Genomic DNA, 23,624 nt, shown 5'->3' with positions numbered 1-23,624 from the left:
CCTTTTTTGCGGCTATTGTACTGTTGTTATTATTTCCTAATCCATTTGACTATGTGTACCATAAGCACCACCAAAGCGCCCGCACACAAACCAATTACGCCATTGGCGATATTCGTCGTTAAAACCTCAGCAACTACACCGTATTGTCCTGCCAACTCTCCCCAATGCGCAACAAGATGATGTAGAGGTTCAATTCCGTGCACTATGATGCCACCACCCACCAAAAACATCGCGGCAGTGCCGACTACGGCGAGGACCTTCATTAGCCAAGGCGCTAATGTTAATAAAAAGCGGCCTAAGTATCGTGTGAAGGCAGTTTTTGTAGTAACACCGTGCTGCAGCAAATAAAGGCCCGCATCATCAAGTTTGACTATGGCAGCAACAAGGCCATATACCCCGACAGTCATCAGTATTGCGATAACACATAACACCAGCACTTGATTAATAAATGCCGCACCGGCAATGGTGCCAAGCGAGATAACAATGATTTCTGCAGAGAGGATAAAATCTGTGCGAATGGCCCCTTTTACTTTGGCTTTTTCTGCATCAGGGGTAAGAGGTTCGGCAAGTGCAGGATGTTCCACTTGCTCTTCTTTGGCATGCAGTAGTTTCTCAGCCCCTTCAAAGCATAAAAAAAGACCACCGAGCATCAACAAAGGGGTGATTAGCCAGGGTATAAAAGCACTAATAAGTAAGGCGGCAGGTACCAATATCGCTTTATTTAAGAAGGACCCTTTAGCAACAGCCCACACCACTGGCAGCTCGCGATCCGCATTAACACCCGACACCTGCTGCGCATTCAGCGCCAGATCGTCACCTAACACTCCCGCGGTTTTCTTTGTAGCGACCTTACTCATTGCCGCTATATCATCGAGCAAAGCGGTAATATCGTCCAACAGACTCAATAAGCTTGCGCCAGCCATGGCTGTTCCCTTTTAGTTATTTAAGTAGCCTTGTTAAGCTAATACGCTACACTGAACTTGTCTACCTATATGGAGTTTAAGTCATGACAAAAAAGTGCCTCATGGTAGTGGCTTGGATGTCTCTACTGATGGCTTGTAGCGAACAAACAATCACACCAAAGCAATCATCTGCGCTCGTGTTTCGTTGTAGCAGTGGCGCCATGTTTAAAATTGAGTTTGAAGGTGATACCGCCACGCTAGAAATGGACAATGATAGTTACTCTTTGAGCGGCGAGCGCAGCGCCTCTGGGGCGACATATAGTAACGAGTTAATGACTTTCTGGGGCAAAGGTGAAAATGCAATCTTGATGATAAATAACACCACTTGGCAATGCCATAGTAGTGATTGATCGCTTTTACCCTGCCATCCAGTATAATGCAGCAAACACTTGAGGCTTATTAGAGGCGTAATGAAATATAAAGACCTTAGAGACTTTATCGCGTTACTTGAAGAGCGCGGAGAGCTCAAGCGGATCAGCCAGCCCATCAGCACCCACTTAGAAATGACAGAGATTGCCGACCGTACTTTGCGTGCAAAAGGTCCGGCACTGCTATTTGAAAACCCAGAAGGGTTCGATATTCCGGTTCTTGCTAACTTATTCGGCACCCCTGAGCGTGTAGCCCTAGGCATGGGTCAGGAAAATGTTGAAGCCTTGCGAGAGGTCGGTAAGCTACTCGCCTTTTTAAAAGAACCAGAGCCGCCAAAAGGCATAAAAGAGGCATTAGGGCAAATACCTGTATTCAAACAGGTGCTTAATATGCCAGCAAAAGAAGTTAAAAAAGCGCCTTGCCAACAAGTAATTCTCAGTGGTGATGACGTTGACTTAACCAAACTCCCCATCCAACATTGTTGGCCTGGAGACGCTGCGCCACTGATCACTTGGGGTTTAACGGTCACCAAAGGTCCTTATAAAAAGCGTCAAAACTTGGGGATCTACCGCCAACAGTTACTGGGCAAAAACAAAATCATCATGCGCTGGTTGTCTCACCGTGGTGGAGCTTTAGACTTCCAAGAATGGTGTAAGGAAAACCCGGGAGAGCCTTACCCTGTATCTGTAGCGCTTGGCGCTGACCCAGCAACTATTTTAGGTGCTGTGACCCCTGTTCCAGATACACTCAGTGAATACGCGTTCGCAGGTCTATTACGTGGCAGTAAGACTGAGGTCGTAAAATCTGTTTCTAATGACTTACACGTTCCGGCAAGTGCTGAAATTGTGCTTGAAGGTTATATCGCCCAAGGAGAAGTTGCTCCTGAAGGTCCTTATGGTGACCATACCGGTTACTACAATGAGGTTGATGATTTCCCTGTGATGACGGTGACTCATGTCACACATCGAGAAAACCCGATATATCACAGCACCTATACAGGCCGTCCACCGGATGAGCCAGCCATTTTAGGCGTCGCCCTAAACGAAGTATTTGTGCCAATATTACAAAAGCAATTCCCTGAAATTGTTGACTTTTACCTTCCTCCAGAAGGCTGCTCTTATCGTATGGCAGTAGTAACAATGAAAAAACAGTACCCAGGTCACGCCAAGCGAGTAATGATGGGTGTCTGGTCTTTCTTACGTCAATTCATGTACACCAAATTTGTGATTGTCTGTGATGATGATGTCAATGCACGCGATTGGAATGATGTTATCTGGGCTATCACAACACGTATGGATCCTGCTCGCGACACTACAATGATAGAAAATACGCCAATCGACTATCTCGATTTTGCTTCACCTGTCTCTGGCTTAGGATCAAAAATGGGGATGGATGCAACCAACAAATGGCCCGGCGAAACCGACAGAGAATGGGGTGAGCCTATCGTGATGGACGAAGCAACCAAGCAACGCGTTGACGACATTTGGGATTCTCTGGGCATAGACTAACGCCCGACTCTCGCTAGTGACGCAAGTATGATAAACTAACACCCATGTGTTAGAAGTAAGGTTTAAAATGCAAACATTACAAGCGGATGTGCTGAGCATCTCGCCTCTTACAGAATTTGTTTTTAAAGTCACGCTGGCACCGAATGAACCAGCTCAATTTGAAGCAGGTCATTACTGTCAGTTGGTGCTTGCTGAAAAAGACAAGCGTGCCTTTTCGATTGCAAGTCGCCCCAGCCAACAGCATGAGATTGAATTGCATATCGGCGCATCAGGTGCTGACTCATATGCAATGCAAGCGCTAGAACACTTACGTGAACACCATGCCAATGGCACCAAAGCAACATTGGAAGTGGGTTTGGGTGTATCACAACTGCGCCTTGATTGTTCTCGCCCAATTATTTTACTTGCTGGAGGCACGGGCTTCTCGTATGTGAAATCCATGGCGGACCATCTCGCAGAGGTTGGCTGCAATAGACCGGTATTCTTTTACTGGGGCGTAAAGCATGAAGATGCGCTGTATGCCAAAGAGGAAATGCAGGCGTGGGCAGCAAGCAACCCTCATTTCACTTTTATACCAGTTGTAGAACAGCCACAAGGTCAATGGCATGGTCATACCGGTTTGGTGCACCATGCAGTGATGAAAGATATCGTATCACTTGAGCCTTACACCATTTATATGGCGGGACGCTTTGACATGATAGGTGCGGTGCGTGATGACTTTATCGCTCAAGGCGCACTGCGTGAGCACATGTATGCAGATGCATTCGCGTTTATAAAGTAAGCACGTACACAATAAAAAAGAGGCATCAGCCTCTTTTTTTGTTGTTAAGCACTGCGCGATGCCGCTTTTGCTTTAAGTGCAGCTTTGTCGCCGTCACTCAAATAGGCAATCTCTATCGCGTTTTTTTGCGCTAGCTCGATGTCTTGTTGTGTCAGTCCTGCCTGATACGCTGCGTGTTGAAACTCATTATCAAGCTCAATTCCCTGAACTGCCGGATCGTCTGTATTAATAGATGCCAAAATACCATGCTCAAGAAAGCGCTTCAGCGGGTGCCCTGTAATATCAGCAACTGTGCTAGTGAGGATGTTGCTCGTCAAACAAGATTCAATACCAATTCGGTGATCGCGCAAGTAATCCATTAGCTTCACATCATGCATAGCATTTACACCGTGACCAATTCGATCGGCTCCCAGTTGCTCAATTGCTTGCCAAATACTGCTTGAATCTTGCGCTTCCCCTGCATGAACCGTAGCGCGCAAGTCTGCCTTGTGCACTTGCTTAAAGTGATCAACAAACAGCTCCCCTGGGAATCCACGCTCATCTCCAGCTAAATCAACAGCCACCATATGCTCTTTAAAGGCCAAGATAGCATCTAGCTCTTGCTGACATTTTTGCTGACCGAAGGTGCGCGACATAATACCTATCAAGTTCACTTGAATATCATGCTCACGTACAGCACTTTGAATGCCATCAACAACAGCTTCTACTACTCCTTGTGGATGAAGGTTGTGGTTCATTGCCATATAGTATGGACTAAAGCGCAGCTCCGTATAATCAATACCCTGCGCCACTGCATCTTCAACATTCTCAATGGCGATGCGACGACACGCATCATAGTCACCCAGAACCTTCACACCCCAATCCAGTTTCTCAAGAAACGCCATCAAATCTGGCGCAATCTCGACCACCTGCACATGAGGGCGCAATGATTCTATATCATTGCCAGGAAGGGCAATATTAAACTGACGACCGAGCTCTAAGATAGTTGTCGCGCGCACATTACCGTCTAGGTGGCGATGCAAGTCGAGTAAAGGTAGCTGACGATTGATCATAATGACCCCCAATGAGAGATAAAATTTCGCGGATCATACGCACTTAAGCGATAAATTCAAGTCAGACTTGTACCTCTTTGCGCTCATGCTTAAGCTGACGAGCAATTGTGGCAAATAAGAGATCCGCTTCTATCGGCTTCACCACGTAATCATCCATGCCATAATGTATGGCGAGTTTTAAGTCTCTATCTTGTGCGTTTGCAGACAAGCCAATGATGGTAAGACTACTAAGTAATAACTCATTTCTAATCACTCGCGTTGCTTCCAAGCCGTCCATATTCGGCATCTGAATATCCATCAACACGATGTCATATTGCTTACGGCTGATCATTTCGATGGCTTCAATACCATCATTGGCAATATCGGGTGATGCTCCTTTACCTTCGAGCATTGCTTTGGCGACATGCTGATTCAGCAGGTTATCTTCCACCAGCAAGATGCTGACATCAGATAGATCTACATCGACAGGCCCTGTTGCTTCTTTGATAGTTGAGTCCACACGCTTTGGTAAAGCGCACGCTTTAGGCAAAAACACTCGAAAACACGAGCCTAAGCCCTCTTCGCTCTCTAGTTCAATACGCCCACCCATTAAACTCACGAGCTTCTGACAAATGCTTAGTCCTAACCCTGTTCCACCAAAGCGCCGCGATGTGGAACCATCGGCCTGTGAAAATGGTTTAAACAATTGACTTTGGATCTCTTTGCGAATGCCAATACCAGTATCTGTCACACTAAAGCATAACTCATCACCAGCATCCGATACTTTTAAGCGGATTGCGCCATGCTGAGTAAACTTTACTGCATTATTCATAAGGTTAAGCAGCACTTGTTTGAGACGAATCATATCGGTGTTGAACACCGCTTCGACATCATCCGCAATATCATAATTAACAATTAAGTTCTTACTGCTGGCCTCTACACCAATGAGCTGCTTTAACTCGATACATAAATCAACAATGACGATGGGCTCTTGGTGTAAATCGAGTTTCCCAGCTTCCATTTTAGAGAAGTCGAGCAAGTCATTGAGCACTCGCAACAATACGCTTAATGCATTATCTGCTTGGCTAATATACTGCCGCGCAGTAGGCCAATCATCCTGTTGCAGTGCTAAATAGTGCAACCCTTTGATACCGTTAATAGGCGTTCTGATTTCGTGGCTCATGTTGGCCAAAAACTGTGACTTGGCACTGTTCGCTGAGTCTGCTTTCGCTTTTTGTTCACGCAGCACCTTAGTTTGTTTCTCAACTTGGTCGCGAACACGAATATTGCTGCCAGTAATGGCAATCAAGAAGGTTGTGAGCAGCCATACAAACAGCATCCCAATGACTTGGGCATACCAATATGCCGTCCACGTTAAGCGCTCACCCTGGCGATAAATATTTAACTGCCAATGCCTCTGTGCCATATCAAACTGGTGCGCGGCAACGAGTCCGTTATGGGCACCAACATCAATGATGGTTTTATTCGATTTTGCGCCAAGCTCCAAAAGCTCAAACCCGACACCAACATAAGACAAGTTTGATAATGCCGACTCTTTTAACAGCGGCAAACTTACAACAGCTGCAACATAGCCTTCAACACCTTCACCTTCGGTCGGCACTTTAGCAATTACTAGAAACCCAAGATCTCCTGTAGGGCTGCTTTCTAGCGCAAATGCGGGTGTGACGAACAAACTCCGCTTGCTCGCTCGCAGGGATGTAAAGTAGGGCTCAGCACTAATATCTAACCCGTAGACTGTTTGTAACCCTACAGAGAACGAGCCGTAGTACACCGGATAATGGTCTATTCGTGGCTGTTCAACGTCAAATCGAGAAAACACTTTATAGTCTTCAACGCCTTGTTGGCGCACTTGCGCCTCAAAATCGGCCAGTTGCGCACTTGGCACCTTGGGCATCCATACCAGTGCATTCACTTCTGGATTGTAAGCCATTTGTTTAGCGGTAAAACCATCGAACTCACTGCGCGACACTTCTTGGCTATGAGTCAGAAATGAGGCCAAGATCTGCGTGCTTGCCCGCACGCGCGTCAGGGCCTCATCAAACTTATCGATCACAGCCTGAGCTTGAGACTTATAAGCTCGCTCACTTTCTTCAATACGGGCATTCGATACTAGGTAAAATGTTAAGCTGATCATCGCGTATATGATCAGTGACGGCACAATCACTTGGAAACGGTGCCGAGCCACATCAAAATTAAAACCAGCAAGCAGCAGCGGTGTGAAAATCATCACGCCGATGCTGTCACCTATCCACCATGTAGCAAAATTTTCCCAACGACCAGTTTCACTGATCACATTATTGATAATGAGTAATTCGGTTCCGACCAAAGCTGCTATCACGCACAACACAGGTCCACAAATGAAGATGCCTAAAATGGTCAGCTTCAAGTCAGATAAATCCAAGGGCATGCGCAACACTTTGGTCACAACCCAATACCCAAGACAGGCTTGCACGGTTGAAGCTGCCGATACAACAACGCTTTGCAAGGCAATTTGCCAATGCAAGTTAGACAACGAATCGAGATGAGTGATATTGGTGATCAGGGCACCAAGGAACACCCCCAACACCGCCCTAGGACCGGCAATTAGCAGCGCTGCTAACGCGATGCCCGAAGGCGGCCAAGAGGCAACCGCATAGCCATCAATGGATAGCAACGCGTTACTAAAAGAGCCGGTAATGAAGTAACCTATCGCAACAACAAAGGTTAAGTTGAACAGATTCTTCATTCGTTCTCCTGTAAATAGTTAATTATGATCGAATACTAGCAGCGCTTTCTCGGCTTGCTTGGTGACTCGATAGCTCTGTACTGCCCTTTGTGGGTGCGGCAGTCGATGCTGCTGCGATAATACTTTGTCGAATATGCGTGAAGCCAACTCATGTTCCCCTTGGCTTTGCGCTATGTACGCCAAGCTCAATAGCATTTCAGGTTCATCAGGTTGCTTTTTCAGCTGAGCTTGCAATGCTTTTTGCACCTCTTCGACATTGCCATATTCAATCTCACTGAGTATGGACAGTACTTGCGAATACTCGTGACGTTTGAGTAACTTTTTCAACTCATCTTGCACTTTGGCAATCTCTCCGACTCGAACCATGGCACGCAAGAAGTGTGTTTGAGCACCGCCTCGTAACTGTTTTGGCAAATCGCTATGACGCTGCTGCAAGTCTGCTTCGTTGTCAGTATCAAAATATGCCCGAAGTGCCCAATCCCACTCATTTTCATCAAAACTATGCGCCTTGATAAGACGTGGCGACAGCTTTGCAAACTCTTTGTGCTTGCCTAACTTCAACAATACTTTAGCGAGTAAAGCGAGTTGATGCTTTGTTGCCTTTTTACTCGCACATTGGTTTCGCAATGCATTGAGTATTTCAACTTCACCGTTCACAGCTAACCATAAGTTTGCAGGTTCATTACGGTTTTTGTCAGAAAGTTCGTCTAACAAGTTTAGTGCAAAATCAGGCTCTGCTTGAGAAATGTGCGCCTTTGCGAGCATCGCTTTGGCAAAATCACGCCATTGCTCATCAACAACACCTTTGGACAAGGTCGCGCGCACTTGCTGCATGTCATCATTAATAAGCGCCCATAGCGCTTGCTCCATTACAGCTTGTTTGCGCTGCGCGCCACGGGCAAAGAAGCCATGACGGACGTTGCGAAAGCTATTGAATACATAACGCACCAAGCAATACAACAAGTAAGCAGCAAAGACAGTGATGAGCGTTAAAATCACAAAGCTTACGATGCTCCCCTCAATGGTCCACTGACCAAATGAAATGAGTACATAACCTTTGTCGCCGACGAGCTGAGGTGAAATCGCAGCAACTGCAGCGATAATGACAAATAAGATAATCAGCCGCGCCATACTACGATTCCTCCAAGGCAGTAACTGTCGCCAGTGACACAGGTTGTTTCGGTGCGAGCTGTAACAAAGCCTGTTGCTTCAAAGTACTGAGGAATTCACGGGTGTGCGGCTGGGCTAAATCAAAGTAGCGAGTAATTAAATCGGCGCAGCTTTGCAGTGCCTGTTCAAACAAGGCTTGATGTTGATGAGTTGCTGCAAAGCCCGCTTGGTCGAGATAAAAGTGTACGCGCTGCTTAATCAAACGCTGTTGCTCTGTATCAAGCAAGGGGTCAATAACAACATCACGCTTGCGCACTTTAATAAAGTCGTCAACGAGCTGCTGCCAACTGCGGGCCAAATTAGCTTGCCAATCAGAAACGTCTTCTGAGAGAGCATTATCCGGTTCTGCTGCTTGCTCGGCCTGTGGTTTAATGATGAAGGCAAGTTGATCAACTTGCCCAGAAAGCCCGTGCAATTTTAATACTGCTTTTTGTACATCAACGACTTTTACGCTCGCCAGCATTTGCAAGTCACTATGAATTGCGCGACGCAGCTGTGCGTTGCCTGAATAACTACCAAGCAGAGCATCTAAACGTTCAAGCACTGACGCTGCACCCGCATAGTTTCGTTCTGACCAAATTTTAAAATCAGCTAGTGACACTAAACGGCGCACTTCGTTCATGTCCAACGGTGGCTGTGTTGTGTCTTTTGCTGCGGCAATGCTTTGCTCTACATGGGTGATCATGGCACGCTGGTTAGCATTCAATTGGCGACTAATGGTGTCGTCAAACTGTTGCTGCCACAATTCATTATTCTGCTGCTGTTGTTGTTGTGAAGCACTCAAGGCATTGATTTGCTCGCGCAAAGCTTGGTTTTTGCTGCTGAGTGTTTGGAGTTGTGACTGCAGTTGAGCAAATTGTGCGTTTTCCTCACGCATTTGCTGTTGTTGACGCTGGTAGTCTTGCCAATATAAGTACGCAGTGCCTGTACCGGCTGCAACGGCAATGATAAGCGCGAGCAAACCAACTTTACTCATTCGAGCACGCTGAGGTTGAACGTCACTTTGATTCAAAGGAGTCACCTCGGGCGCTTGCTCCTGGGTTATAGGGTTTTGCTCTTGTGCAGTTGCTGATGCCTGCTCAGGCTTATCGCTCATACCGGTTTCCTGCTCACTGTTAATGCTCGCAGCGATCGCCTCATTACTGGCAGTCGCAGCGACTGTGATATTGTTCTTATTGACACCTAATTTGCTCAGATGTTGTTGCGTTCTGTCACTGACAATATAGAAATGTCGCGACTTAAGCCACTCTAATAATTCATTATTATGGCATGCGAACAGGGCATCTACACCACTGTTACTGGTAACCACCAGCGCATCTACCTGTGATTTCTGCCATTGGCTAAGCCATTGCTCACTACTATTAGCTGTGCTGTTGCGTGCATACACAGTGATGGCATGGACGATACCACCGCGCTGTTTAAGGGTTTTAGCTATAACAGTACGACCGCCCTTACCCTTCACTAACGCCACATGTTTAGCCTCTACATTTTGTAGTATGGGCAGCGCAATAACGCCTTCAGAATCTTGTTGTTTTGGAGAGATTGCTTTGATGTTGAAATGTGATGCTAACGCCTTAGCGGTGGCATCGCCTACAGCGATACACTGTAGGCTTGAGGGCAATGATGGGCGCTGTTGATGCAAGCCTATAACTGCATCTTGAGACACAAATATGGCGATGTCAGCCTCATCTAACGTAGCAAGCTGCTGCGCTGACGTATCTAAATAACTGATATCAAGCACAGGGCACACAGTCACCTTGTGACCTTGCTCACTGAGTTGCTCAGCTAACTCTTCGCCTTTCCCTTGTGGACGAGTTACAACAATATGCGCCATCACCTATTTCCATGTTATGAATTATTCAATTTCGCCGTATACATGCGCTAAAATCGCGTCAGCACCTTGACTTAGTAACTCTTCAGCAAGCGCGATACCGAGCTCGGTAGCTTCACTCACAGGTGCGCTTTTCTCAGCGCGTAATATTTGTGTGCCATCCAATGAGCCCACTAAACCACGCAAATGCACAAGATCATTGTTAACTTCAGCGTAAGCGCCAATTGGCACCTGACATCCGCCTTGTAGACGACGATTCATCGCTCGTTCTGCATCTACACGAATACGCGTTTGGGAGTGCTCTAGGGGCGCCAATAATGCTTTGATAACATCATCATCACTGCGGCACTCGATACCGACAGCTCCTTGACCATTAGCGGGCAGCGACTCTTGTGCGCTGATAAAGCTGCGGATACGCTCTGGCATTTCTAGACGAATTAACCCAGCTGCCGCAAGGATAATAGCATCGTATTGACCGTCGTCTAATTTAGCTAAGCGGGTATTTACGTTGCCACGCAAATCACGAATGTCTAAATCTGGGCGACGCGCCTTTAACTGGCATTGGCGACGCAAGCTCGATGTTCCAACCACGCTACCTGCCGGCAGGCTATCAATATTGTCATAGGTATTAGAAACAAAGGCATCGCGCGGGTCTTCACGCTCACAAATTGTATGTAGCTCAAGGCCTTCCGGGAAATCTACGGGCACGTCTTTCATCGAGTGAACGGCGATATCGGCGCGCCCTTCGAGCATTGCTTGCTCTAACTCTTTGACGAATAGCCCTTTGCCACCCACTTTTGCTAATGGGGTATCCAGAATGATGTCGCCTTTGGTGGTCATGGTGACCAATTCCACTTCAACATGCGGATGATGGCGCTCTAGTTCAGCCTTTACAAACTCGGCTTGCCACAGAGCGAGGGCACTTTTACGGGTTGCTATGCGTACCCGCTGGGTTGCAGTTGTCATTTAATTCCTACTTCTACTTAGCGCTTGCCAACAAGTCTGAATTCACTTGTTGCTAGTAATTTATTGTTTTCGTCTCGTAGCTCAACACGCCACATCCCGACTTGGCTAGGCATAATGTTCTTTGACGAGAATGTGCGATAGCGAGCGGTATAAACCCCTAGCTCCACATCCGCCACAGCTTGATCTTCAAAGTACCAAACGTGCTTAACTTTCTGCCCTTGCATGCCTCGAAGTTCAGTAAAGAACATCAGTTTACTGACAAAGTCAGAGGTCGAAACTTCGTTGCCAAGTGCGCTGATTGGTTCACGATCAACCACTTGGGTCGTCAACACTGCGCGGCTTACCTTTTGTGTATCGATACGTGTTCCTTGAGCTAAGCTTGCGACCTTCGCTTGCTCATCAAACTCTGCTTTTACTTCTACAGGTTCAGCCTCTTCACTTACTTCAGCTGCAGACTCAAGAGTTGCTTGCAGCACCGCCACAGATGAATCCTGATCTGGGCTTTGTTGTGCGGTGTGTGTTGCAGCCTCTGCGGAATCTTCACTCGGTCCCTGTAACTCGGCACTCGAGTTATCTTTCACCTCTGTGACGATGTTTTCCTGCAATTCACTTGCCACTGGCTCGGGCGAAATTGAATCTGTGTTTACATCTTGGTCTTGGCTGCGCAGCTCTTCGTTAGCTGCAACCGAGATGTCTTTATCGTCTGTATTGAGGGCAACAGCTTCAACTTGACTTGTTGGTTCGGCTATTGCTGGTGTCGATGTCGCATACCATAATGCAGATGAAGCAAGCACCACGGCACTCGCTGCCGCGGTGATACGCGGCCAATGCCATTGATAAACAACTTCTTTGCGGTTAATGCGCTGCGTGTTCTTACTCATATTCGCTGTGATCACGATTTTTTGTCCCATTGCGCTTGTTCCTAAATCTCTTTTAACTTAGTCGTTCGATCAACCATTGTCGAATGGCGCGCAGTTCTTCATCACACACCTGATGAGCCATTGCGTAGCTCTGCCATGACACGTCCATACCTGCACTGCTTAAGCAATCGAGCGCTTGTTTCCCAGCACTTAAAGGTACTACGTTGTCAAAATCCCCGTGAGCCATAAAAATGGTTAAGTCGGTATGTTTGGCTTGTTGTGCAAGTAACTCTGGCTGCGACATGTATGTCGACAATGCCATAACGCCCCCCAGTTTGTGTTCAAAGCGTGGCGCTAAGTGCAATGCAATAACACCGCCTTGAGAGAAGCCTGCCAAAATAATTTTGCTTGCTGGAATACCTGCAGCGATTTGTTCATCAAGCAATGCGCTGATTCTGTCTGCTGATTGTTGCACACCTTGGGCATCTGCACGTTTATCTAGATCAAGAGATTTGATGTCATACCATGCGCGCATTTCCATACCACCATTGATGGTAACTGGTTGAATAGGCGCATGAGGAAACAAAAACTTAACCCCCAGTTCATCTGGAAGGGCTAAATGCGGTGCGATAGGAGCAAATCCGTCACCAGAATCACCGAGTCCATGTAACCAAATAACCGTTGCTTTGTGCAAAGAGCTGTTAAAGTAGCTTACACCGTCAAATTGACTCACTTAATCATGCTCCCAACGGATTTCTACACCCGCTTGTTTTGTTGCTGCATCACACATAAATTGCCAAAACTCAGCTCCTGAACGGTTATCAATCCATTTGTCCCCATGCAACTCAAAATGGTGACCGTTAAACTTGGTCGCAACCCATACTTGATGCAGTGGCGCTTGCTTGTTAATGACGATTTTACTGCGATCAGCAAAGATAATTTCTAAAATGCCGGAAGCCGACTCATAGTCTAAATCCGCATCGATATCGTCGACTTGCTCTTCGATAGTCAGCATTAATGCATCAGCCAGCTGATGGTATTGGGTGTCGGTCAGGGTGGTTTCACTCATGCTAGTTTGTGCTCCTTTGCTGGCATAGGCCATGTGAGGCAAAAATTTTGTCGCAACGACTACATTTTCAGTATTTTCTGTTACTCTGCGATTATAAAACGAGTCATATTAATTATCTATCGAATCGCCATGTATAACAGTTATCGATTTCGTCTTACTCTTTTAGCTGCCAGCTTAACGCTACTGGGCGCATGTGGTCAAAGTGGCCCTTTGTACTTACCAGAAGAAGCACCAAGCAATCAGCAGCAACCACAAACACCTGAGCAGCCAGCAAGTGCAGAGCAGCCGGATTCACAGCAGCAAATAGAACAGCGATAAGCGTGGAGTTCGTTGCCATTTACAGGCATAGTAATGGCATTGAAAGGATGATTTAAGAGCCTTATGTTAGTTAACTTTTCTAAAATGCACGGGCTGGGTAACGACTTTATGGTCGTTGACAACGTAACCCAGAATATTTTTCTTTCCCGTGATCAAATTAAGAAACTGGCCGATCGCAATTTTGGCGTCGGGTTTGACCAGCTTTTGATGGTAGAGGCGCCTTATTCTCCCGATTTAGATTTCCACTATCGTATTTTTAATGCTGATGGCAGTGAAGTAGAGCAATGTGGCAATGGCGCACGCTGTTTTGCGCGTTTTGTGCGCATGAAAGGCCTTACCAATAAACACAAAATTTCGGTGTCGACTAAAGGCGGCAATATGGTCTTGTACATTGAAAAAGATGGCCAAGTAACCGTAAACATGGGCCAACCCATGCTCGAGCCCAAAGAAATCCCACTCAAAGCCAGCAAACGTGAGCTCACTTATATTTTGCGCGAGCAAGAGCAAACGTTGTTTGTCGGTGCAGCCTCAATGGGTAACCCGCATTGCGTCATTGAAGTCGAGGATATCGATAATGCCCAAGTGCACACACTGGGCCCTTTGGTGGAAGAACATGAGCGTTTTCCCAACAAAGTGAATGTTGGCTTTATGCAGGTGGTTAATGAAAACCACATTAAACTCAGAGTCTGGGAGCGTGGCGCAGGGGAAACACTTGCTTGTGGTAGTGGCGCGTGCGCAGCGGCCGTAATCGGGCAATTACAAAGTAAATTAAGTAGTAATGTACAAGTGGACCTTCCTGGTGGTGCACTGCAAATTCGCTGGCAAGGCGAAGGACATCCAGTGAAGATGACCGGCCCTGCGGAGCATGTATTTGATGGACAAATTGCATTATGAGTGACTTAGATGACAACCAAGTAGCGCTGTATTTACAAGAGCATCCGGACTTCTTTTTACAGCACCCCGAGGTATTTGCGCTGATGAATTTTGGCACCTCGGTTGAAAGCGTTGCCTCTTTACAACTACGCCAGCAACAGGTGCTGCGTGAGCAAAATCAAAATCTGCAACAGCAACTGGCACAACTCATTCAGCAAGCCAAACAAAATGAACAGGTCTATCAGGTATTCAGTGCTTGCCATAGACAGCTCATGACCGACTGTGAATTTATGGATTTGGCGCAAGGATTAGAGACCCTCATTTGTGACCAGCTACATATTAGTGAGTGTAAGCTGGTAAAGTTTAGCGATGCGTTAACCCCTCTACTTGATAAAAGGCTGCACGAAAACAACCATTATCTTGGTCGTTTATCTGAACAAGAACAGGCACTTATATTTAACGGCGAATGCAAAAGCGCCGCGTTGTACCTTATTGGCGAAACAGATGCTCCACTGGCGCTACTCGCTTTCGCAAGCCTTGATGAGCTGCACTTTGAGCCAGCTCAAGATAGCTTTTTTATTTTTGAATTCGTCAAAGCCCTTCAAGAGCGACTCGCGTCCTTGCCATGAGCGAGAATCAAGCGCTAACTTTTGCCATAATGGCTGAGTACTGGAGTGGACCAGTTGCTAGCTACAGTGATTATCTGCGCTACGAGAAACAATATTCCAGTCATACTCTTGGGCAATATCATCGCCAACTGCTTGAAGTCGCACGCTACTTCTACGAACAAAAAGAAGGCTGGCTAGCGCTAGATGCTGACGACATTCGTAAATATGCCATGTCACTGCGAGCAAAAGGACTCGGTGCTCGCACAGTAAACCTAAAGTTAAGCTGTTTACGCGCTTTTTTTCGCTACCTCAAAAGCTACAACCCATATCAAGGAAATCCCGCCCAACACGTCAAAGGCCCTAAATTTGATAAGCCACTGCCGCGCAATTTAGATGTGGATCAAATGCACCAACTGCTTGATATTGATGATGACGATCCATTAGCTGTGCGTGATAAGGCCATGATGGAGCTTATGTATTCGAGCGGTCTGCGCGTCAGCGAACTAGTTAATGCAAACATCAGTGACCTTGATCTTAGAGACGCGCAGATCCGTGTACTCGGTAAAGGCAATAAGGAACGTATTGTGCCTGTAGGCTCTAAAGCCATAGCAGCCCTAAAGTCGTGGTTGAAAGTGCGCGTTATGTTCGTAGGTGCTGATGATGCACCATTGTTTTTATCCAAACGAAAAACTCGTATTTCCATTCGCCATGTTCGCGAGCGCATGCGTGAGTGGGGTGTGAAACAAGGCCTCAGCGCCCAAGTTCACCCACATAAACTGCGCCATTCTTTTGCCTCACACGTACTGCAATCCAGTGGCGACTTACGTGCAGTGCAAGAACTGTTGGGCCACAGCAGTTTGTCTGCAACGCAAGTGTATACCCACTTAGACTTTCAACACCTTGCCAAGGTATATGATAATGCTCATCCGAGAGCCAAAAAGCAGAAGTAACTAATCATGCGATTTAATCGAGCCCTAAGCCAAGCGAAAGTACTCAGCTTCGACTTAGACGATACCCTGTATAACAACCACCCTGTAATCAAAGCGGCGTTGCAAGCTCAGCACGACTACTTACATACCCTTGACGCATGGCGTGAGCAAGCGGATGGATTTTGGCTTGAATGTCGCAATGCCGTTCTCAGGCAAGATCCCGCGTTAGTTAATGATGTTACAGAGCTGCGTAAGCAAGCGCTCACATACGCAATAGAGTATATTGGGGAAGACTCTCACCACGCAGATGCCGCGTATAATGCATTTGCTCACGCACGCAGTAACATTGTTGTCAGTGATGACGTGCTCACGCTACTGGCCTCATTGCGCCAAAAATATACCTTGATTGCGATTACCAATGGCAATGTCGATGTCTCCAAATTCAATCTCAAAAATCAATTTGAACTGGTGTTAATGGCAGGGCCTGACGGCAAGGCCAAACCGCATGCTGAGCTTTTCAACAACGCAGCATCACAGCTGGGCGTGGCCAACCATGAAATAATCCATATTGGCGACAGCCTGGACACCGATGTGCGTGGGGCAAATAACGCAGGTTGTCGCAGTGTGTGGCTCAACAACCAAGGGATCCAATATCATTATAAAGGCCTTCCTTGTTGTGAAATTAGTGATGTGATGGAGTTACAGGCGTTGTGCTAAGGCGTGTTGACCCTTGCTGTTTGTTTTTGCAGCAGTTATTGGGGTATTTTGGCAAGGCAGAGCCTGCGTCGCATAGTCATTCTATGTAAGTCAGGTGATAACGCAGACAAAATACCCCAATGACGCTGCCCCAAAGGGTTCAACCAAAGGCATGCACTGCGTTGTCATGGGCCTTGAACATAGTTCACTATGCACCATGACCCATTCCTAGCATTGAAAGCCTTTGATTTGAACAAAATTCATACCTCAAAGGTCAACACGCCCTAGCGCTTTAAAGCTCCTTGCACATGTAACTGCGTCGTCCTGTTAGTGGGTAGTTTTCAAGTACGAACACTTCTTCATAGCCATGACGACGATAAAACTCAGGCGCCTGGAACTCGAGCGTATCAAGCACGGCTTTGTTCGCACCCAGCTCCTTAGCATGCGATTCGAGTTTGCTAAGTAGCTCGCTGGCATACCCTTGCCCTCTATCCTCAGGGTTGACCCATAACCAGTCTATCAACAACCAATTCCCAAACCACCTTCCTGAAATGCCACCGATGCGCTGTGCATCTTCATTATTGATGCTAAAGCCCAACTCTTGTCTTTGCACTGGCCATTGAGACTGATTGAATGCCACTACTTGCTCTTTTAACCACTCGCTAAGTTGAGTGCTATTATCGGCAACTATCTTGTTTCGCATCACACTGAATTACCCATGATAAACTGATATCAGAATAATAACCGAGTATTAGCGTGTGAGTCAGTACACAATCCGAATCGGATCATTGCACGAATGTTTAACAGTGCATAATCAAACACCTGAAATGTTGGGTAATGCTGATTTAGCCATGTATCAGCAACGCATTGGAGATAGCGAACACCTCGCACTTGTCGCCACCTATGAAGCAAAGGTGGTTGCATTTAAATTGGGATACGCAAAATCAGCAAACACATTTTACAGCTGGCTTGGCGCTGTAGACCCACAGCACCGAGGTAAAGGCATCGCAAAAGCGCTGCTGTTGGCACAAGAAAAGTGGGCTTGCGAACGAGGTTATACACAAATTGAAGTCAAAACCATGTTGCGATTCGACGCCATGCTAGCCATGCTGCGCTCACATGGCTACATACAAAAAACCAAAAATGAAGCCATCACAGCACATAGTAAGATTCATTTTTACAAGCTGCTTGAACCCAACAAACATGAGCTACTGTAATAACGGCAGCTCATGTTTATTTTTACTGTTTATAAAAACAGTATTCTATTTAGCCAAAGCATAACTCTTGTTATACTTGCCAAACTAATAATAAGTGGACGTAGCAATGGACGTATCTGAATTACTTGATGGCTTGAATGATAAACAACGCGAAGCGGTAGCGGCACCGTTGCAAAACATGCTGGTTCTCGCTGGTGCGGGCTCAGGTAAAACGCGTGTTCTAGTCCATCGCATCGCATGGTTGACGCAAGTTGAAAATGCATCACCTTACAGTGTATTCGCAGTTACGTTCACCAACAAAGCAGCCAAAGAAATGCGCGCCCGTGTAGAGCAAACCATTCAGGGCTCTGCCGGTGGCATGTGGATTGGCACGTTCCATGGACTGTCTCATCGCATCTTGCGCGCTCACCATCGCGAAGCAAAGCTGCCTGAGTCATTCCAAATTCTTGATAGTGATGATCAGCAACGTATGATCCGCCGTTTGCTCAAAGCTATGAATATCGATGAAAAAAAATGGCCAGCAAAACACATTGCTTGGTATATCAGTGCCAAAAAAGATGAAGGCCTGCGTCCTAAAGATATTCAAGCCTATGATATTAATGAGCAAATGCTGCTGCGCGTTTATAGCGCGTACCAAGAAGCCTGTGATCGAGCAGGGTTAGTCGACTTTGCGGAAATATTGCTACGTTGCTACGAAGTTCTACAACAACACCCAACCTTGTTACGCCATTATCAACAGCGCTTTGCCCACATTTTGGTGGACGAGTTTCAAGATACCAACACCATTCAATATCGCTGGCTCTCACTCATCGCGGGTGATACTAACTCAATGATGATTGTGGGTGATGATGACCAGAGTATTTATGGCTGGCGTGGTGCGAGAATTGAGAATATTAAGCGCTTTTTAGATGACTTCGATGCCGAAACGATTCGCCTTGAACAAAATTATCGTTCTACAGCCACAATTTTGAAAGCGGCAAACTCGCTGATCGAAAACAATGCCGAGCGCATGGGTAAAAGCTTATGGACTGATGGCAACCAAGGTGAACCCATCTCTATTTATGCAGCGTTTAATGAGCTAGATGAAGCGCGCTTCATTGTAGGCAAGATTAAAACATGGCTCGAAGCGGGTAATGCACTCAGTGACAGCGCCATTTTATATCGTAATAACGCCCAATCTCGTGTCCTTGAGGAAGCGTTATTGCAAGAGGGTATGAAATACCGCATATATGGCGGCATGCGCTTCTTCGAACGCCAAGAAATTAAAGACGCTCTTTGCTACTTACGTCTTGTCAGCAACCGCCAAGATGATGCTGCCTTTGAGCGTGTAATTAACACCCCAACACGTGGTATTGGCGATAAAACCTTAAGTCATATCCGAGATTGTGCACGAGCAGAGTCACTGCCTTTGTGGTATGCGGCTAAAACGATTCTTGAACAAAAGCACTTGTCAGGAAGGGCAGCCACAGCAGTCAGTCGTTTCTTAGAATTAGTGGATGGCGTAGAAGCACATATCACAGACCTGACTTTGGCCGAGCAGGCTAAGTATGCGATTGAAAATACAGGCCTAATGGCAATGTATCAGGCAGAAAAAGGTGAAAAAGGCCGTGCACGGGTAGAGAACTTAGAAGAATTGATAAACGCCTGTGAGCAATATGAGCTGCCAGTAGATGAGGAGTTTTCTTCGCCGCTACAAGGATTCTTAGCTTACACCTCGTTAGAATCTGGCGAAGGCCAAGCCGAGGAGCATGAAGATGCTGTGCAAATGATGACACTGCACTCTGCCAAGGGCTTAGAGTTTCCATTGGTATTTATGGCTGGTGTCGAAGAAGGCATGTTCCCATCGCAACAAAGCCAAGAAGAAAGCGGTCGCCTAGAAGAAGAGCGCCGCCTTTGCTACGTCGGTATGACACGGGCGATGGATAAGCTTTACATTACCCATGCAGAAAGTCGTCGTTTATACGGGCAAGAGAAGTACCATAGCCCATCACGCTTTTTAAGAGAGCTACCTGATGACTGCATTGAAGAAATACGTGTGAAGACCAAGATTACTGCGCCTACGCAACCAAGTCGCTTTAGCCACTCTCTCACTCAAGCAGCTTTTGCTGATAGCGGTTTTAACTTAGGCCAACGTGTGTTGCATGCCAAATTTGGTGAAGGTACGGTACTTAATTATGAAGGTGCGGGCCCTCAATCTCGCGTACAAGTAAATTTTGATGATGTTGGCAGTAAATGGTTAGTCACAGCCTATGCGCGCTTACAAGCAATCTGATTTAGCAGCGCTTAAGACTAGCCTCGTAAAGCACCGATGGCGTCAGGCTATTTTGCTACGGGGCGAGCGCGCTTGGTGCTTTGAGCAGCTTTCTTATTTACGCCGCGATATTACCGAGCCTTGGTATATCCTGAGTCGCGAAACAGCGTTGACTGACGGGCAATGGCCAACACACTTGCATCAAATCCTCGGTCAAGAACATGCGAATGTTGTTTATGACTGCTTCAGTGGTTTCTATGCTGATAAGTTAGCGGCGCTCAGCGGCACAGTCCAAGCAGGTGGCATATTAGTGATGTTGCTGCCAGAAGATACCTCGTGCTTTTTAGACCCAGGAATAGAAAAGTTTCTCTCTCACGGCTACAGCGCACCTGAGTATAGCTTGTTTTGGCGTTGGCTAGAACACACGTTACCCAATACGTCCTTTATCAGTATATGTCAGTCAGCCTCAGAGACAGTCCAGCTGCCCAACTGTAGTGATTCATGTGCAAGCCAACCATATACGCCTGGAGCGCAGCAACAACAAGCTATCGATGAAATAATTGACACAGCATGCGCCTCCACAACTAGACCTCTGCTCATAAGTGCTGATAGAGGCCGCGGAAAATCAGCCGCTCTGGGGATCGCGGCAGCAAAACTGAGCGACAAGAAAATCATCCTCTGTGCGATTCAACGCAAAGCAGTAAGCAGTGCCTTTAAGCATCTCGCTCAACACTGTGAAGCGCACAGATACGATGATGGCGTCAACCACCTCGAAAACCTCACCTTCATGCCCCCGGATAGGGTGTTAGCAGAACAACCAGCCTGTGATGTGCTATTCGTCGATGAGGCTGCGACGATCCCTGTGCATATACTCAAGCGACTCTTATTACTTTATCCACGTGTTGTATTTGCGAGCACCTTAGCGGGTTATGAAGGAAGCGGCAGAGGCTATACCTTGAGGTTTAAAACCTACCTCGACAAGCACTACCCTTTGCACCGAGAGTGTTCGCTGACGGAGCCATTTCGCTTTGCACCAAATGACCCACTAGAGCAAGGTATCAATCAGCTGCTTATTCTTGATGCCGCCAACAGTTCTGTTGATATCAATACCTCCACGGTTCGCTACCAACACTGCACTATCAATGAGCTAGTTGAGAATTCAGCGCTGTTAAAAGAAGTGTTCGCACTGCTTGTACTTGCTCATTATCAAACATCTGCCAATGATTTCCGCCAACTGCTAGACGCCCCGGGGCAAAGAATCTACCTTGCCTTGCAAGGGCAACAATTGGTGGGGGTGGCATTAGTAATGCTCGAAGGAGACTTCCCCCTGCAGTTAGCCGCTGAAGTTGCTCAAGGTAAACGCAGACCTCAGGGCCATATGCTTATACAAAGTTTGGCAACGCTTGCAGGCGAGGCGAAAATAGCAGCGTTGAAGGGCGCAAGAGTATCTCGCATTGCCATTCACCCATCTGTACACCACCTAGGGTTAGGCAGTGCGCTCATCGCCTACATCGAAAAAGATCTGATAGATTTGAACGTTGATATCTTTGGTACCAGCTTTGGTGCACATGCGTCATTAGTACAGTTTTGGCAGCGCGCTGGAATGAAAACCGTAAAGCTAGGATTTAAGAAAGACCATGTCAGCGCTCAACACAGTATATTGATGGTCAAGACGCTAAGCCGATACGCGAGTGACACCCTGACATCATTGTATGTAATGTGGCAGCGCGACTTACCAGAAGTGTTGGCGTACTTTTTCCCGCATATAAGCAACAAATTAAAGGATAAGCTGGAGAAAGAATGCACTCACAGTGACTGTTTATTGGATGATGCCAACACTTTGGAGCGGTTTTTAAAAGGTGAATTATCATTTATTCAGCTCTATGCCCCATTAAAGCGTTATCTTGCAGCATCACAACAACGTATTCATGCATTACCGCAGGCACAACAAGATTTTATTGAGCAACTCTATACACAAAACAACGCGTCTATCATGTCTGTGTATAGTAAGAAACAGTTCCAAAGCGCTTTGATGACACTCGTCGAAATCATTGTTGAGGCCCATCACGACTAGCTATTTCAGTGCACTGATCGCGCACCAACTACCTCTTTGCCGTTTCATAGTAAATTTTGAGTTAATTCACTGTCTTTGTGGTGAAAATATTCATCTAAGCTAAGCTTTATACCAAGATCAATAGAATTGAAAACAGCTAATGGACTTTGTAAATTTCCGCGTAGGCAGCAAAACCATCTCTCTGAAAATTCTCGATATTCTTTTTACCGAGAGGTATGAAGATAACTTAACTAGCTTGCCTAACGAAAACCCCAGTTTTCTGGGTGTTAAAGATTACATGGATACACCGACCCCCATCTTTGATTTAGGTCTGATGCTAAATCGAGAATCGACTAAAAGTGCCAATAGCGCCTTAGCTGAATCCATTGAGCAATACATGCTTCTCAACAATAAATGGTTCCGCTCACTCGAAGATGCCGTTAAGCAACAACAACCCATGACCAATGAGTTCGATGAAGCGATGCGAAAGTTCATCAACTGGTATGAAAATCAGAATGTTCAAGACACTGATTTAAAAGACATGTTCAAACGTTTGGCTGTGCCACATCAGCACATTTTAGAACAGGCAAAAATAATATCTGGCCTGACTCAAGACCAAGCAATTGCCCTTCTAAACAAAGAGAAACGTAACACCATGGCATTGATAACTCGCCTTTTAAGTTCAGCCAAAGAGTTACTGATCTTTAACCACAAACCCATCATCGTTTATACAACTAAAGATGGTAAAACCCCTTACATAGGTTTATTAGTAGATCGCGTTGAAGACAGCATAAGCGTAGACCAAAGCGATGTTAAGTCGTTGAGTGAGCTCACATCCATCGGCTTTGAAGTAGATAGAGAGACAAAACACATGATGGCTGGGTTGATTAAACTTGAAGATAGTCACTCTCTTATTATTGAGCCAAGTGCCATATTCCGGCCTCAGCACCTATCTCATGAACCAGAAGAAACTGAAGCTTACGGGCTTTTCTAATTTACGATCCCGCAAACGCAAAAAACCCGCTCATAGAGCGGGTTTCTTTAATTTAAAGCCTGGTGATGACCTACTTTCACATGGCAAATGCCACACTATCATCGGCGCAGTTCCGTTTCACTTCTGAGTTCGGCATGGGGTCAGGTGGGTCCAGAACGCTATTGTCACCAAGCAAAGCTGGTTACCAATCGCTGTTGCAATTAGTATTAATTCGGAAAGCTGCTCTTTATTTCAAAGTAATAAGTAATCGTCTACTTCAGTCTTTAATTTCTAACTTCTAACTTAACAGTCTCACACCATTTTGGCGTTGTATGGTTAAGCCTCACGGGTAATTAGTACAGGTTAGCTTAACGCCTCACAGCGCTTCCACATCCTGCCTATCAACGTTGTAG

22 protein-coding genes and 2 rRNA genes are annotated in these 23,624 nt (G+C 46.4%); 12 read left to right on the top strand and 12 right to left on the bottom strand.

The features are described from left to right. Positions 1-29: 29 nt before the first annotated feature. Positions 30-923 (bottom strand): DUF808 domain-containing protein, encoded by an 894-nt coding sequence (locus tag AAEU32_RS15530; RefSeq protein WP_421971445.1) that lies wholly within the window; start codon positions 921-923, stop codon positions 30-32. A gap of 83 nt (positions 924-1,006) precedes the next feature. Here AAEU32_RS15530 and AAEU32_RS15525 point away from each other — a divergent pair, with 83 nt between their 5' ends. The 3 genes from AAEU32_RS15525 to fre all read left to right on the top strand — a co-directional run bounded on the left by AAEU32_RS15525 (position 1,007) and on the right by fre (position 3,620). Beyond that, positions 1,007-1,312, top strand: coding sequence for an MliC family protein (locus AAEU32_RS15525; protein WP_421971444.1), 306 nt, complete (start codon positions 1,007-1,009; stop codon positions 1,310-1,312). A 60-nt stretch (positions 1,313-1,372) separates the two neighbouring features. After that, a complete protein-coding gene (gene ubiD / locus AAEU32_RS15520; RefSeq protein ID WP_421971443.1) occupies positions 1,373-2,839 on the top strand; it encodes a 4-hydroxy-3-polyprenylbenzoate decarboxylase in 1,467 nt (488 codons plus the stop codon). A gap of 67 nt (positions 2,840-2,906) precedes the next feature. Further along, positions 2,907-3,620, top strand: coding sequence for an NAD(P)H-flavin reductase (gene fre / locus AAEU32_RS15515; RefSeq protein WP_421971442.1), 714 nt, complete (start codon positions 2,907-2,909; stop codon positions 3,618-3,620). Between the two features lie 44 nt (positions 3,621-3,664). Here the strand turns inward: fre and add are convergent, their stop codons facing one another. The 8 genes from add to cyaY form a co-directional block, all read right to left on the bottom strand. After that, positions 3,665-4,672 carry an adenosine deaminase gene (add, locus tag AAEU32_RS15510; protein WP_421971441.1) on the bottom strand — a complete coding sequence of 336 codons (1,008 nt, stop codon included), beginning with the start codon at positions 4,670-4,672 and terminating at the stop codon, positions 3,665-3,667. 61 nt (positions 4,673-4,733) lie between these two features. Further along, a complete protein-coding gene (locus AAEU32_RS15505; protein WP_421971440.1) occupies positions 4,734-7,397 on the bottom strand; it encodes an ATP-binding protein in 2,664 nt (887 codons plus the stop codon). 18 nt (positions 7,398-7,415) lie between these two features. Next, positions 7,416-8,528, bottom strand: coding sequence for a heme biosynthesis HemY N-terminal domain-containing protein (locus AAEU32_RS15500; protein ID WP_421971439.1), 1,113 nt, complete (start codon positions 8,526-8,528; stop codon positions 7,416-7,418). 1 nt (position 8,529) lies between these two features. Further along, the gene (locus AAEU32_RS15495; protein WP_421971438.1) at positions 8,530-10,401 is read right to left on the bottom strand and encodes a uroporphyrinogen-III C-methyltransferase; all 1,872 of its coding nucleotides are present in this window, start codon (positions 10,399-10,401) and stop codon (positions 8,530-8,532) included. A gap of 21 nt (positions 10,402-10,422) precedes the next feature. After that, on the bottom strand, positions 10,423-11,364 hold the full coding sequence (gene hemC / locus AAEU32_RS15490) for a hydroxymethylbilane synthase (protein ID WP_421971437.1): 942 nt from the start codon (positions 11,362-11,364) through the stop codon (positions 10,423-10,425). Between the two features lie 17 nt (positions 11,365-11,381). Continuing rightward, positions 11,382-12,275 carry a DUF2914 domain-containing protein gene (locus AAEU32_RS15485; RefSeq protein ID WP_421971436.1) on the bottom strand — a complete coding sequence of 298 codons (894 nt, stop codon included), beginning with the start codon at positions 12,273-12,275 and terminating at the stop codon, positions 11,382-11,384. Between the two features lie 22 nt (positions 12,276-12,297). After that, positions 12,298-12,957: an alpha/beta hydrolase gene (locus AAEU32_RS15480; protein WP_421971435.1), complete on the bottom strand. Its 660-nt coding sequence runs from the start codon at positions 12,955-12,957 to the stop codon at positions 12,298-12,300. Further along, positions 12,958-13,278, bottom strand: a complete 321-nt coding sequence (gene cyaY / locus AAEU32_RS15475) for an iron donor protein CyaY (RefSeq protein WP_421971455.1) — start codon at positions 13,276-13,278, stop codon at positions 12,958-12,960. A gap of 144 nt (positions 13,279-13,422) precedes the next feature. Between cyaY and lptM the strand changes: the two genes are divergently transcribed. The 5 genes from lptM (at position 13,423) to AAEU32_RS15450 (ending at position 16,738) form a co-directional block, all read left to right on the top strand. Beyond that, the gene (gene lptM / locus AAEU32_RS15470) at positions 13,423-13,611 is read left to right on the top strand and encodes an LPS translocon maturation chaperone LptM (RefSeq protein WP_421971434.1); all 189 of its coding nucleotides are present in this window, start codon (positions 13,423-13,425) and stop codon (positions 13,609-13,611) included. A gap of 63 nt (positions 13,612-13,674) precedes the next feature. Continuing rightward, the gene (gene dapF / locus AAEU32_RS15465) at positions 13,675-14,505 is read left to right on the top strand and encodes a diaminopimelate epimerase (RefSeq protein WP_421971433.1); all 831 of its coding nucleotides are present in this window, start codon (positions 13,675-13,677) and stop codon (positions 14,503-14,505) included. After that, entirely contained in the window at positions 14,502-15,113 is a 612-nt protein-coding gene (locus tag AAEU32_RS15460; protein WP_421971432.1) for a DUF484 family protein, read from the top strand. The genes dapF and AAEU32_RS15460 overlap by 4 nt, the downstream gene beginning before the upstream one ends. Next, positions 15,110-16,042: a tyrosine recombinase XerC gene (gene xerC, locus AAEU32_RS15455; RefSeq protein ID WP_421971431.1), complete on the top strand. Its 933-nt coding sequence runs from the start codon at positions 15,110-15,112 to the stop codon at positions 16,040-16,042. Before AAEU32_RS15460 ends, xerC begins: the two co-directional genes overlap by 4 nt. Positions 16,043-16,045: 3 nt before the next feature. Next, positions 16,046-16,738: an HAD-IA family hydrolase gene (locus AAEU32_RS15450; RefSeq protein WP_421971454.1), complete on the top strand. Its 693-nt coding sequence runs from the start codon at positions 16,046-16,048 to the stop codon at positions 16,736-16,738. A 271-nt stretch (positions 16,739-17,009) separates the two neighbouring features. Here AAEU32_RS15450 and AAEU32_RS15445 read toward each other — a convergent pair whose 3' ends face one another. Then, positions 17,010-17,420: a GNAT family N-acetyltransferase gene (locus tag AAEU32_RS15445; RefSeq protein WP_421971453.1), complete on the bottom strand. Its 411-nt coding sequence runs from the start codon at positions 17,418-17,420 to the stop codon at positions 17,010-17,012. A gap of 103 nt (positions 17,421-17,523) precedes the next feature. On the opposite strand from AAEU32_RS15445, the gene AAEU32_RS15440 reads away from it, so the two are divergent. From AAEU32_RS15440 to AAEU32_RS15425, 4 genes are all read left to right on the top strand, one after another. Next, a complete protein-coding gene (locus AAEU32_RS15440; protein WP_421971430.1) occupies positions 17,524-17,934 on the top strand; it encodes a GNAT family N-acetyltransferase in 411 nt (136 codons plus the stop codon). A gap of 106 nt (positions 17,935-18,040) precedes the next feature. After that, a complete protein-coding gene (uvrD, locus tag AAEU32_RS15435) occupies positions 18,041-20,206 on the top strand; it encodes a DNA helicase II (protein WP_421971429.1) in 2,166 nt (721 codons plus the stop codon). After that, positions 20,184-22,259 (top strand): tRNA(Met) cytidine acetyltransferase TmcA domain-containing protein, encoded by a 2,076-nt coding sequence (locus AAEU32_RS15430; RefSeq protein WP_421971428.1) that lies wholly within the window; start codon positions 20,184-20,186, stop codon positions 22,257-22,259. Before uvrD ends, AAEU32_RS15430 begins: the two co-directional genes overlap by 23 nt. Positions 22,260-22,398: 139 nt before the next feature. Beyond that, the gene (locus AAEU32_RS15425) at positions 22,399-23,232 is read left to right on the top strand and encodes a chemotaxis protein (RefSeq protein WP_421971427.1); all 834 of its coding nucleotides are present in this window, start codon (positions 22,399-22,401) and stop codon (positions 23,230-23,232) included. A 57-nt stretch (positions 23,233-23,289) separates the two neighbouring features. Here AAEU32_RS15425 and rrf read toward each other — a convergent pair. Beyond that, a 5S ribosomal RNA gene (gene rrf / locus AAEU32_RS15420) occupies positions 23,290-23,404 on the bottom strand. A gap of 139 nt (positions 23,405-23,543) precedes the next feature. After that, positions 23,544-23,624, bottom strand: a 23S ribosomal RNA gene (locus tag AAEU32_RS15415); the annotation flags it as partial.

It is taken from the genome of Pseudoalteromonas maris (assembly GCF_049257235.1).
Taxonomy (GTDB): domain Bacteria; phylum Pseudomonadota; class Gammaproteobacteria; order Enterobacterales; family Alteromonadaceae; genus Pseudoalteromonas.
Note: the sequence above shows the minus strand (reverse complement) of the source record. Positions and strands in the feature narration are given on the sequence as shown.

Excerpts from the sequence above, each read along its gene's own strand:
- AAEU32_RS15530 (WP_421971445.1), bottom strand. The coding sequence starts at position 923 with ATGGCTGGCGCAAGCTTATTGAGTCTGTTGGACGATATTACCGCTTTG.
- AAEU32_RS15525 (WP_421971444.1), top strand. The coding sequence starts at position 1,007 with ATGACAAAAAAGTGCCTCATGGTAGTGGCTTGGATGTCTCTACTGATG.
- ubiD (WP_421971443.1), top strand. The coding sequence starts at position 1,373 with ATGAAATATAAAGACCTTAGAGACTTTATCGCGTTACTTGAAGAGCGC.
- fre (WP_421971442.1), top strand. The coding sequence starts at position 2,907 with ATGCAAACATTACAAGCGGATGTGCTGAGCATCTCGCCTCTTACAGAA.
- add (WP_421971441.1), bottom strand. The coding sequence starts at position 4,672 with ATGATCAATCGTCAGCTACCTTTACTCGACTTGCATCGCCACCTAGAC.
- AAEU32_RS15505 (WP_421971440.1), bottom strand. The coding sequence starts at position 7,397 with ATGAAGAATCTGTTCAACTTAACCTTTGTTGTTGCGATAGGTTACTTC.
- AAEU32_RS15500 (WP_421971439.1), bottom strand. The coding sequence starts at position 8,528 with ATGGCGCGGCTGATTATCTTATTTGTCATTATCGCTGCAGTTGCTGCG.
- AAEU32_RS15495 (WP_421971438.1), bottom strand. The coding sequence starts at position 10,401 with ATGGCGCATATTGTTGTAACTCGTCCACAAGGGAAAGGCGAAGAGTTA.
- hemC (WP_421971437.1), bottom strand. The coding sequence starts at position 11,364 with ATGACAACTGCAACCCAGCGGGTACGCATAGCAACCCGTAAAAGTGCC.
- AAEU32_RS15485 (WP_421971436.1), bottom strand. The coding sequence starts at position 12,275 with ATGGGACAAAAAATCGTGATCACAGCGAATATGAGTAAGAACACGCAG.
- lptM (WP_421971434.1), top strand. The coding sequence starts at position 13,423 with ATGTATAACAGTTATCGATTTCGTCTTACTCTTTTAGCTGCCAGCTTA.
- dapF (WP_421971433.1), top strand. The coding sequence starts at position 13,675 with ATGTTAGTTAACTTTTCTAAAATGCACGGGCTGGGTAACGACTTTATG.
- AAEU32_RS15460 (WP_421971432.1), top strand. The coding sequence starts at position 14,502 with ATGAGTGACTTAGATGACAACCAAGTAGCGCTGTATTTACAAGAGCAT.
- xerC (WP_421971431.1), top strand. The coding sequence starts at position 15,110 with ATGAGCGAGAATCAAGCGCTAACTTTTGCCATAATGGCTGAGTACTGG.
- AAEU32_RS15445 (WP_421971453.1), bottom strand. The coding sequence starts at position 17,420 with ATGCGAAACAAGATAGTTGCCGATAATAGCACTCAACTTAGCGAGTGG.
- uvrD (WP_421971429.1), top strand. The coding sequence starts at position 18,041 with ATGGACGTATCTGAATTACTTGATGGCTTGAATGATAAACAACGCGAA.
- AAEU32_RS15430 (WP_421971428.1), top strand. The coding sequence starts at position 20,184 with ATGCGCGCTTACAAGCAATCTGATTTAGCAGCGCTTAAGACTAGCCTC.
- AAEU32_RS15425 (WP_421971427.1), top strand. The coding sequence starts at position 22,399 with ATGGACTTTGTAAATTTCCGCGTAGGCAGCAAAACCATCTCTCTGAAA.